Origin of the sequence: Arsukibacterium sp., assembly GCF_018402695.1 — a bacterium.
Taxonomy (GTDB): Bacteria; Pseudomonadota; Gammaproteobacteria; order Enterobacterales; family Alteromonadaceae; genus Alishewanella.
In genome coordinates, this window is the sequence record NZ_JAGYIM010000009.1 from 367,771 (window position 1) to 379,685 (window position 11,915).

Here is an 11,915-nt window from a genome sequence, read left to right on the forward strand (position 1 = left end):
GCAAGAAATACTGAGGCCATCAACAGCATTCTGTGATGGCCTTTTTATCTGTTGAGTTTGGAGGTTTTTAAGAGCCTGCTTTCAGTTTGAAATTTGACGCTGATCGCTGCCTGGTGGTTAAGCATGTTGCATCAGTAAACTATACAACGGATGATTAATGTAATAGTTACTGCGGCCCTTTTTTTCTTTGTGCAGAAAACCGTGCTGGACAAGTTCTTCTAAATACTTAGTTGCGGTAATGCGCGACACTCCAAGGTCAATCATTACGAACTCAATTTTAGTATACGGATGGTTGAACACATTGTTCAGCAACTCCTGACGATAAATTTTGGGGAGCTCGTCCCGGATTCGGTGTTTGTAGGTTAGCATCAGGGTTTTTATTTCAGTGATCAGCGAAATGGTATTAATTGCAGTATCTATTACACCATCAAGCATATAGAGCAGCCATGACTCCCAATCGCCAGTTTCGCGCAGTTGCTGTAATTGCGTGTAATAAGCTGCTTTGTCACGAATCATAAATCTGCTTAGGTATAAAACCGGCAGGTTCAGCAGTTCTTTGGCAACCAGATACAAGATGTTCAGGATCCGGCCTGTGCGGCCATTACCGTCGTAGAATGGATGTATGCTTTCAAACTGGTGATGGATAATAGCCATTTTTACCAGCGGGTCAGCATCACAGAGTTCATCATTGTTAATGTATTCGATAAGGTTGTGCATTAACTCGGCTATGGTTTCTGCATGCTGTGGTGGCGTATAAATGATTTCTCCTGTGCGGGCGTTTTTAAGATCAGTTCCCGGCAGTTTGCGTAAACCTGCCTGATTTCTCTCCAGATTTTCCTGCACTTGCAATACATCGGTCAGTCGAATTATTTTTTGCCGTCTGACAGTTTGAAAACCTTCTTTTAAGGCAAGCACATAGTCCTGCACCTCTTTGGCGGCAGGGTTGGTAACCGCATCTGCAAACAGATTGGCTTTAAATAATTCATCGTGAGTGGTGATGATGTTTTCTATTTCTGAGCTGTCTTTTGCTTCTTGCAAACTTAGCGTGTTGATCAGAATGGCTTCGTTGGGGATACTCGCAGCAACACCTTTCAGTTCGGCTAGATAACGATGTGCTTCTGCGGTCTTCTTTAATACCGCGCGGGTTTCCCATTGCTCAATGCTTGGTAGTGGCAGTGCTGTTAATACGTAGGACATGCAAAGTTCCCGGTGATTTTTATATATGTTGATACAGTATGTATAAAAAATTCAAAAAACTATACGCATCGGGGCAAATATGTATAAATTTATTGATTTCCTATATCTGAAAAGCTGAAACGTACAGAAAAGCCATTTAGTGAACAAGTAAGGATGTTGTACATGAGATTTGCTGGCCCACTCGTGTCATCAATTTAATGCAAGTCCAGCCGCGTAATCTGGCGAAGTCGGTTACTGTCGAATAAGCTGCACCAAAATTTAGCAAAGGGCCTTAGGGCCCTTTTTTATTGGTGCATGCTTATTCTTTGAAATTTAATGAAAAAGTCATTTAGTTGACATATTTTGCACCGCTTTGGTCCGGCTTTTTATCGCAGCGCTATTGACGGCTGAAATTTAATCATCTACCTTTTGTAAGCGCTTACATTTTTATGTTGCAGATACCTTTATTGGTGTTGGCGTTTCAGTCAGCAGGTAGCAAAGACCCAGGGGATGATAATTAAAATGAAACAGATTTCAACGTTAACCGCCTTACTAATGGCGGCAGGCCTGGCCGGTTGTGGTGGTGATACCGCTACCAAAACCGATTTAACGGTTGTTAACCCAACCGAGCCGGTAAGTGACTGGCAACTGGTTTGGAGTGACGAATTTGATGGCACCAGCATAGATGACAGCAAATGGACGCATGAAGTCAATTGCGCCGGCGGCGGTAATAACGAAAAACAATGCTATACCGACAGCCCGGAAAACTCTTTTGTGTCAGATGGCACCCTGAAAATTGTCGCGTTACCAGCAGCTGAAGATGCCCCTTTGCCGTATACGTCGGCGCGGCTGAATACCAAGTACCAGGGTGACTTTAAATATGGCCGCTTTGAAATGCGGGCCAAGTTACCGTCAGGTCAGGGTAGCTGGCCAGCGTTCTGGATGCTGCCTACCGATGAAGTCTATGGTGGCTGGCCGAAATCGGGCGAAATTGACATTGTTGAAGCGGTTAATTTGAAAGTAGCAGGTGAAGATGGTGTAGCGGAAGCTAACGTTCACGGGACCCTGCACTACGGTCGCGACTGGCCGAATAATGCCAGTTCGGGCAAAGCCTATATGTTGCCTGATGGCGCCAACCCGGCGGATGATTTTCATACCTACGCTATTGAATGGCAAGAGGACGAAATTCGCTGGTACGTAGACGGTTATTTGTATCAGACCCAGATGGCGTCAAAAGTGCGCTTTAACAGCCGCGGTGAAGCCGTGGGCCTTAGTCATCGTGGCTGGTTCGCCGAGTACTTCGATATTGTGACCGGTGAGCTGGAAACCCAGTGGAACAGCGCCCCCTTTGATCAACGCTTTCACTTACTGCTGAATTTAGCGGTAGGCGGTAACTGGCCGGAAAATGTTAATAATCTGGGCATTGATGCCGAGGCGTTTGCCGATGGCCAGACCTATGAAATTGATTACGTGCGGGTATACCAGTGCGGCCAGGATTTAGACAGTGGCAAAGGTTGTGAAACCGTTCGTGCCGGCTATAAAGATGAAAACACATTAGTAGAAGGCATGGCACCTATTCCTGTGCCACCATCAACAGGTGTGGCTCAAAACTTAACTATTTTTGAAGATACACCTAACCCGAACTGGCCTGCCTGGGATTGCTGTGGTGGCTCTACCCCTGCACTGCTTGAAGTTGAAGGGCGTGGCAATGTATACGAGTTTATAGTTGGCGAGCAGCCTACAGTGAATGGTTTTATTACCCGTTCGGCCTTTATTGATGATGACGAAGGGGGTGTGCCCAGCCCGTTTGACGCCTCGCCATTACTTGAGAACGGCAGCATCAGCTTTGATATGCTGGTGGTATCGGCGCCGTCTAACCCAGCCTCAACCTGGATATTTAAAGTTGAAAGTAATGGAGGTGTTAATGGAGGTGGGACTGAAGTTGAAATCCCTATTACAACAAGTACAGAAGGTGTGGCACCTGTAACGGGCCAATGGCAAACCTATACTTTCCCATTGCAAATGCTGGCTGATTCTGGCCTGGATTTATCAGCGATTGATGTGGTGATGATATTTCCGGCCTGGGACACGGGCAATGGTGCTGTTTACCAGGTGGACAATGTGAAAATTGCCCAGCCAGATACCGCATCGCCGCAACTTACTATCTTTACTGATGAGCAAAATCCAGCCTGGCCAATGTGGGATTGCTGTGGCGGCACCACCCCGGTTGAAGTGATGGATGATGAAGCACATGGTCTGACCGCTGAGTTCAGTATTGGTGCGACACCAACGGTAATGGGCTTCAACACCCGGCTGCTGGAAGCTGCTGCAGAGCCGTTTGACGCGTCCGCTTTACTGAGTGAAGGCGTAGTGCAGTTTGAGATGAAAGTGGTTAGTGCGCCGACCAACCCGGATTCAACCTGGCTGTTTAAAATTGAAGCTGATGGTGCTGAATCCGCTGTTGAGCTACCGCTAAGTGACGGCAATGGTGGCCAGGAGCCAGTTACCGGAGAATGGGCAACTTACACCTTTAGTATTCAGAGTTTGTCAGATGCCGGCCTGGATATCAGTGCAATTGATGTGCTGATGGTATTCCCGGCATGGGATACCGGTAATGGTGCGGTATACCGGCTGGATAATGTGCGGATTTATAACCCGAATGCCAGTGCTGATGGTCCGATAACCCTGTTCCGTGATGCGGTTAACCCGGATTGGAGCCTGTGGGACTGTTGCGCAGGTTCAACCCCGCAGGTGGTTGATGCTGGTGCTCCCTATGGCAATGTCGCGCAATTCTCGGTACTGGGTTCGCCAGACACTGTGCAGGGTATTTTAGCCGACGAAGGCGTATCTTATGACGCAACGCCATTACTGGCCAGCGGCAGCGTCAGTTTTGATATGCGGGTAGTCGATGCGCCTGCCGATCCGGATTCAACCTGGTTATTTAAAATTGAATCGACTGATGCCGCCAGTGCGGTTGAACTGCCATTGGCGGCAGGTAATGGCGACCAGGCCCCGGTTACCGGTGAATGGCAACGTTACAGCTTCCCGTTACAAAGCTTGTTTGACGCTGGGTTAGATATCAGCGACATCAACGTGATAATGGTATTCCCAGCCTGGGGTACTGGTTCGGGTGCGGTTTATCAGCTTGATAACGTTGAAATTTCTAATAACTAATCAGTGCGACGAGAGTAAAACGATTATGAAACCAATATTATTTAATAAAAGCCGGGTTGCCATTGCCGTATCTGTTGTACTGACAGCTGGCCTGCTAATGCCGGTACAAGCCCAGGACGCGACTGAAGAGCAGGCACAGGACGTCAGCGTAGAGGTTATTCAGGTAAAGGGTATTCGCGGCTCGCTGGCGCGTTCGATGGATGTGAAACGCGAAGCCTCGGGTGTGGTGGATGCCATTTCTGCAGAGGAAATGGGTAAGTTCCCGGACACTAACCTGGCTGAATCGTTGCAGCGGATTACCGGGGTATCGGTCAGTCGGGCGAACGGTGAAGGTAGTCAGATTACCGTCAGGGGCTTTGGTCCTGAATTCAACCTGGTTACGCTAAATGGTCGTCAGATGGCCGGAACGGGTTTTTCACGCTCGTTCAACTTCGAAAACTTATCTTCCGAGGGCGTCAGTGCGTTAGAGGTATACAAAACCGCCCGTGCAGAGGTGCCAACAGGCGGCCTGGGTGCAACCGTTAATATTGTTACCGCTAAACCCCTGCAAAACCCGGGAGAGCGTTACTCTGTGATGGCGAAGGGGCTGCATGATTCCTCGAATAAAGCCGGTGACGATGTGACGCCTGAATTAGCCGGTATTTACAGTAATACCTTTATGGATGACCGCTTCGGTGTTACCGCTAACTTCTCTTACCACCGCAGAGACTTCCAGCGGCAGTCAGCCAATGTCCGCTCCTGGCAGTTAAACCCGTCTTTGTCGGTGGATGAGGCGGATATTGTTGATGGTCGGCCAGTGGATGCCAACGGCGAGGTCATTCCCCGTTTCTGGAGACCGGATGACGATGGCGTTTTACAACCTGTTGCGGCAGCGTTCTTTCCTCAGGAAATCAGTTTTGCCCGCGATGATATTCAGCGCGAGCGAAGCAATGGCCAGGTGACCTTTCAGTTTGCGGCAACGGATGATGTGATCCTGACCCTGGATCACACGATTTCTAATGCGGTGAATGGCAATAACTCGCTGTCCTGGGGCGTGTGGAACGGTTCTTTCGGCGGCAACGCCAATGCCTATGAGTTGGATGAAAATGGCACGGCCATTTATTACAACTCATCTGGCGATGATGGCTCTTTCACAGGGTTCAGGGAAACCACCGAGGTCGACTCAAAAGCGACTGGTTTTAATGTAGCGTGGGCGTTTTCTGATTCACTAAACTTCAACTTTGATGCCCATACCTCTAAAACCACCACAGACAATGGTAAGGATAAGGGCTTGGGGGCACAGGCCCGGGTTATTCTGGGCTCGGCTGCTCTGTCATCCAAGGAATATTTTTTCCGCGACGGTGAAATTCCTGGCTACAACATCAGGTGGCAAAATGGCTCCAATGAACTCAGCCCGAATGAAATAGGATCAAACTTCAGCATCTTCACCCGTACGCCGGGTGAGTCAGAAGTTACCCAGTATCAGTTTGACGGCGATTGGCTGCCCGATCTCGGTTATGGCCTGATGGGTGTTTCATTCGGTGCCGCATACACCGAACAATCTCTGAGTGGCTCAGGCGGCTCTAACAACGCAAACGCGCCGGGATTTAACAACGGCACCTTTGCCGAAATCTTCCCGGATAGCATGTTTCAACGTGTTGATCTGAGTGACTTCCTGGATGAATTTTCCTTTGGATCAGCTGGGGTATCGCCAGGGTATGCTTATACCTATGATATCGATGAAGCCATCACCCGCCAACTGGCCTTCCTGACACAAGATGTGCTTGGGGCTGATGCCTATGAAATTGGCACCTTCGGGCCGGACATGTTCCCGGTAAATCGCATCGAAGAAGAAACGGTCAGCCTTTTTGTTTCAACCGAGTGGGAATTTGAGGTTCAAGGTTACTACGTCGATGTTAACTTGGGTCTGCGCTACGAAGAAACCGACATTGTCAGCCCGGCCAAGAGCCGCGTGCCTGAGTATGTCTATTGGGCCGGCGGGTCAGAGTGGTTGACGCAGTTCGCTGGTGGCGGAGACCTGGTAGAGGTCGAGTTCACCGGTAACTATGACTTACTGCTGCCGATGTTTGACCTGAAAGTGGATATTACCGAAGACTGGGTGGGTCGTTTCTCGGCAGGTAAGACCATTACCCGGCCAACCCTGGGGCAGATGCTGGGTAACCTTAGTCTGACGCCTTCGCCGAAGATTGGCGCCAGAAGTGGTAGCCGCGGCAACCCTAATTTGAAACCATTTGAGTCAACCAACCTGGATATCTCGTTTGAGTATTACTATGGTGACGCGAGCTATGCGGCCATAGGACTGTTCTGGAAAGATGTTGACGATTGGATCGATAATTCACAAGTCACCACAACCTTCGAGGGCTTACATGACGTTTATCAGGGCCAACGTTGGAATAATGCGGTTGCAGCCATCGAGGCGCGTGGCGAGCAGGCAACCGATGGCGCTATTTACAATGAGATTGTTGCCAATGGCGTGGGTATAGGTGAAAACAACCGTGTGTTGCCGGATCCTGCTACCGATCCTCTGATTGAGTGGACCATCAACTCGCCTGAAAACGTCGGCGCCAGAAAAGTGAACGGTTTGGAGTTTGCGGTGCAGCACGTGTTTGGCGACAGTGGTTTCGGTACCGGCATAAACGGCACATTGGTAGACGGTGATGTCGAGTACGATAATTTCGTGCTGGCGGCACAGGCGATTCTACCTGGTCTGAGTAACTCGGCTAACTGGCAGGTCTTCTACGAGAAAGAGGGCTTGTCTGTCCGGTTAACGGCCGCGTGGCGTGACGAATATCTGGCGGGACAAGGCCAGCCAGACACAACCGATGCGCCGCCAAATTATGTTGAAGAATACTTACAGTGGGATTTAAGCGTTAACTACGATATTAATGAAAACCTGACCGTATTCTTCGAAGGCATTAACCTGACCAATGAAACCGAGCGCAGCTTTGGCCGGTTTGAAAGGCAGTTTTTAAGTGCTGCGCAATATGGCCCGCGCTATGCCATTGGTGTCAGATACGCCATGGGTAATTGATTATATTGTAACACCCTCCCTGTTGTAACTCCGGTTTAGTGCCCGCATGCGGGCACTTTTTTTTGCGCTTATTTTGTATAATGCTTTACCCTAAACACCGATCTGGAAGGGCTGGGTAGCTGGTGTGCTAAAAACAGGTGTCGTAGAGATCGGTGAAAAGGCACAGTGACTGGAGATACTTACTGCGCCAGCTTCAAGGATCACATCCCTGTGCCCTTTCAGCTTCCGCGGCATCCCTGCCGCTGCTTCGTAAGCACACCAGTCACTGTGCCTTGAGGCAGGTGTAGTGGCTGTAGCTTCTTACTACGCCACCTTCAAGGATCACATCCCTGTGCCCATTGAGCTTCCGCTGCATCCTTGCCGCTGCTTCGTAAGCACACCAGTCACTGTGCCTTGAGGCAGGTGTAGTGGCTGTAGCTTCTTACTACGCCAGCTTCAAGGATCACATCCCTGTACCCATTGAGCTTCCGCGGCATCCTTGCCGCTGCTTAGTAAGTACACCAGCCACTGTGCCACTCGGAGTTAATTTTAGTATCAGTTTTAGTAGCTCTTACATACAGGGGCTAAAGTTGCGAGGGTTTAAAAAAGGGCGCCTTGCTGGCGCCCTTTGGGTTTGTATTGGTCTGCATCAACGCTTTTACTGGCAAGCTACCACAGTGTGTTGTTGGTTAGCTACCGGGCTTATTCTGGCATCAGCCAGGCTCAGGGTCAGCTTACCGCTGCTTTGCACCGATAACACCTGAAACACCTGGCCCAAATTCATGCCCTGCTGTTGCAGGCAGCTTAAATTTACTGCCAGTGGCTGCCACTGATCTTCCGGCATTGCCGTGAGTGCCGCACTGATATTTACCGCGCCACGACAGTCATCACCACAAGCCATACTCAGCATCACTTCAGCCGGCACATCACCTTGCCGTTTAACCAGCACCGCTAACTGGCTGTCGGCTTCGGCAAAAGCTCTTAAATCTCGCGGAAACGGGCTGATAAAGCTGAACGCTGCGCTGACACTGCCATCAAATTCAAAGCGGCGGGCATCTTCCTGCACTTCTTTATCAAAGGTGCGGCTGTTAATCGCCCCCAACTGCTGAATACTGCTGCTTATCATGGTGCTTTCGCTATTATTGGCACTACCACTTTGTAGTTGTAACTGCCATGGCGAGCGGGGTGAGCGTTCAAAAATTACCAGCTCTGTTAACTGATTACTTTGTTCGACCTGCTCCGAAAGTTCGGTGGCCAATACGTCAGCCTCACCATAACGCAGGCCAAAACCATAAGGCAGTAGCGGCTGATAATCCGTATCGCCATAATTTACCGCCGTTTGCTGCGGGCTGGCTGGCCAGGAAAAGGGTAATTTGCCATGAAAGTCATGCTGCACAGTACCATCGGCTTTTGCCAGAATAACGTCAGCTACCCCTTCTCCTTCACTGCCCGGCAGCCAGACGGCGACAAAGGCGTCAGACGCATTCAGTTCAGGATTCACCCACAGCGGCCGGCCACTGATAAACAACGACACCACCGGAATACCCTCTGCTTTTAACTTCTTAAGCAGCGCTAAGTCAGTTTTATTACCGCGTTGATATTCCAGATTATCAATATCGCCATTGCCCTCGGCATAAGGCTCTTCACCAAACACCACTATAGCAACATCAGGTTTTTGCTGATAACTGCCATCGGCCGACAGTTCAACTGAGCCACCGGCAGCTGCAACCTGGCGGGCAATGCCGTCGTAAATGGAGCTGCCACCGGGGAAGTCGGCGTTAGTATTACCGGTGCCCTGCCAGCTGATGGTCCAGCCACCGGCTTGCTGGCCGATATTGTCAGCACCCGGCCCGGCCACCAGAAAACGCTGGGTTGGATTGAGCGGAAGCAGGTTTTGCTGGTTCTTCAGTAATACCAGTGACTGGCGCACCGCGTCGCGGGCTACCGCCCTGTGTTCGTCTGCGCCAATCAGTTCGGTTTTACCAGCCAATGGCCGCTGCGCCGGGCTGGGCTTATCAAATAAGCCGGCGCGCATTTTTACCCGCAAAATACGCCGTACTGCATCATCTATCCGCGCTATGCTTATCTCACCAGCCTCAACCTGCTTAATCAGGTTGTAATACAGCGGTTTCCAGGCAGCGGTTGGCACCATGTAAATATCCAGCCCGGCATTGGCGGCCTGTGGGCAATTGTCGTTAGTACAGCCCGGGATCTGGCCATGGCCATTCCAGTCACCGACAATAAAACCATCGAAGCCCATCCGGTTTTTCAGCACGTCGGTCAGCAAATACTGATCACCATGAATTTTACTGCCGTTCCAGCTGTTAAACGACGCCATCACCGACTGCGCGCCGGCCTGCAGGCCACCAACATAGCCCTGGGCATGAATATCAAACAGTTGTTGTTCGGTGACTTCAGTATTGCCTTGATCAATACCGCCAGTGGTGCCGCCATCGCCAACAAAGTGTTTAACGGTGCTAATCACTTTATCATCGCCCAGAAAGTCGCCATCTGCTGCGCCTTGCAACCCTTTCACAATGGCTGCGGCATAGTCGTGGACAATTTGCGGATGCTCTGAATAACCCTCATAAGTGCGGCCCCAGCGATCGTCCCGCACTACCGCTACCGTGGGCGCAAATACCCAGTCAATACCGGTTACCATAACTTCACGAGCGGTCACTTTGGCTATTTGTTCTATTAATGCCGGGTTGTTGGCAGCACCGAGGCCAATATTGTGCGGAAAAATGGTCGCGCCAATTACATTGTTATGGCCATGCACCGCGTCCGTGCCCCACATGGTAGGAATACTGCTACCATCCTCGCTGGCATCAACTGAAGCCTGATACATCGCCTCAGCCAGTGCTATCCAGTCGGCTGGTGTGGCGTATTTATCGTCATTCGGAAAAGCACCACCACCATTTAAGTACGAGCCAAAACCATACTGGCGCATGTCGTCGACGGTAATGTCGCGAATTTCCGGCTGGATCATCTGGGCAACTTTTTGCTGTAACGTCATCCCATCCATTAGCTCGGAAATAGCTTGTTCGATAGCCGGGTCTTGCGCTACAGGCAACGTCAGCTGTGGCCAGATAGCCGTTTGATCGGCTGCGCTGTCAGGTTGCACCGACGGTGAATCGGGTGCTGGCTTAGAGCAGGCCGCCAGCAGCAAGCCTGCGCTTAGCGTCAGCAAATAGGGCTTTATATAAAAAGGTTTTTTTAACAACATTACAGAGCTTCCTTAATAGCGGTGTCAGACATGGCAGCAGCGCGAGGCTTGCAGCCATTCAGGCCGTAAAAGGCGATATAGATATAACAAAGCAGTGGCAGAATAAACGCCAGCTGCACGCCGAAGCTGTCAGCTAATGCTCCTTGCAGTAATGGCAGGATAGCGCCACCGACAATAGCCAGGCACAAGATACCTGAACCCTGGCTGGTGTATTGTTTTAAGCCGGCAATGGCTAAACTGAAAATAGTCGGGAACATAATTGAGTTACACAGCCCGACTAATAACAACGACCACATTGCCAGCTTGCCCGATGATAAAATAGTTAATGCCAGTAATAACACGGCACAGATGGCATTGAAGGCCAGTACCTTGCCGGCGTTAACTTTTTGCATCACCACCGCACCAATAAAACGGCCAACCATAGCGCCTCCGAAATACCAGGCAATATAGTGCGACGCTGCGCCTTTAGACATGCCGCCAATTTCCGGCATCGACAAATAACTGACCAGAAAGCTGCCAATGCCGACTTCGGCGCCGACATACACAAAAATACCCAGCGCGCCCAGCATTAAGTGGCGTTGTTTCCAGGCTTCGCCATCCAGCGGCAAGGCTTCGGTAGGGTCTTTCTTACCCATAGCCGGCAGTTTTAACCAGGCAAAGATTATCGCCAATAGCACCAAACTGGCAGCCAGAATTAAATAGGGTAACTGCACCGTTGACTCGGTAACGGCACCGGGGACCGGCTCGGGCGCGTCCATACCACCAAAAATAAGCCAGGCACCGAAAAACGGGGCTAGCGTGGTACCCAGTGAATTGAAGGCCTGAGTCATGGTTAAACGGCTGGAGGCGGTTTCAGGTTGGCCCAGTACACTGACATAGGGGTTAGCCGCGACCTGTAATATCGTAATGCCTGACGCCAGTACAAACAGCGCCAGTAAAAACATCGCATACACATGGGCGGCCGCCGCGGGAACAAACAACAGACAACCCGCGCCGGCGATCAGTAAGCCGGTAACAATACCGGCTTTATAACCAATTTTGCTGACCAGCATACCGGCCGGTACTGAGACAATAAAATAAGCACCAAAAAAGCAGAACTGGATCAGCATGGCCTGGGTGTAGCTTAAATCAAACAGCATTTTTAAGTAGGGGATCAAAATGTCATTCAGACAGGTAATAAAGCCCCACATAAAGAACAGTGAGGTTAGCGCAGTCAGCGCAAAGCGGTAGTTTTCGCTGCCGCTGCCGGCGCTGAGGCCTGCCGTTGTTGGTAATGGTGAAGTAGCCATCTTGTTCCCCTCGGGTGAATAGTGTTTTTATTGACGGGCG

General features: G+C 50.4%; 5 protein-coding genes. 2 read left to right on the forward strand and 3 right to left on the reverse strand.

Annotated features, from left to right (window positions below):
• Positions 1–117: 117 nt before the first annotated feature.
• On the reverse strand, positions 118–1,197 hold the full coding sequence (locus tag KG631_RS03825) for a Fic family protein (RefSeq protein WP_213995476.1): 1,080 nt from the start codon (positions 1,195–1,197) through the stop codon (positions 118–120).
• Between the two features lie 501 nt (positions 1,198–1,698).
• Between KG631_RS03825 and KG631_RS03830 the strand changes: the two genes are divergently transcribed.
• Together KG631_RS03830 and KG631_RS03835 are read left to right on the forward strand one after the other, a co-directional pair.
• A complete protein-coding gene (locus KG631_RS03830) occupies positions 1,699–4,350 on the forward strand; it encodes a glycoside hydrolase family 16 protein (protein ID WP_301003574.1) in 2,652 nt (883 codons plus the stop codon).
• Positions 4,351–4,375: 25 nt separating this feature from the next.
• Complete coding sequence (locus tag KG631_RS03835) at positions 4,376–7,381, forward strand: TonB-dependent receptor (RefSeq protein WP_301003575.1); 3,006 nt, start codon at positions 4,376–4,378, stop codon at positions 7,379–7,381.
• A gap of 637 nt (positions 7,382–8,018) precedes the next feature.
• On the opposite strand, the gene KG631_RS03840 is transcribed toward KG631_RS03835, so the two are convergent.
• Both KG631_RS03840 and KG631_RS03845 read right to left on the reverse strand, forming a co-directional pair.
• Positions 8,019–10,586, reverse strand: coding sequence for a glycoside hydrolase family 3 N-terminal domain-containing protein (locus KG631_RS03840; protein ID WP_213995489.1), 2,568 nt, complete (start codon positions 10,584–10,586; stop codon positions 8,019–8,021).
• On the reverse strand, positions 10,586–11,875 hold the full coding sequence (locus KG631_RS03845; RefSeq protein ID WP_213995495.1) for a sugar MFS transporter: 1,290 nt from the start codon (positions 11,873–11,875) through the stop codon (positions 10,586–10,588). Before KG631_RS03845 ends, KG631_RS03840 begins: the two co-directional genes overlap by 1 nt.
• Between the last annotated feature and the right edge of the window lie 40 nt (positions 11,876–11,915).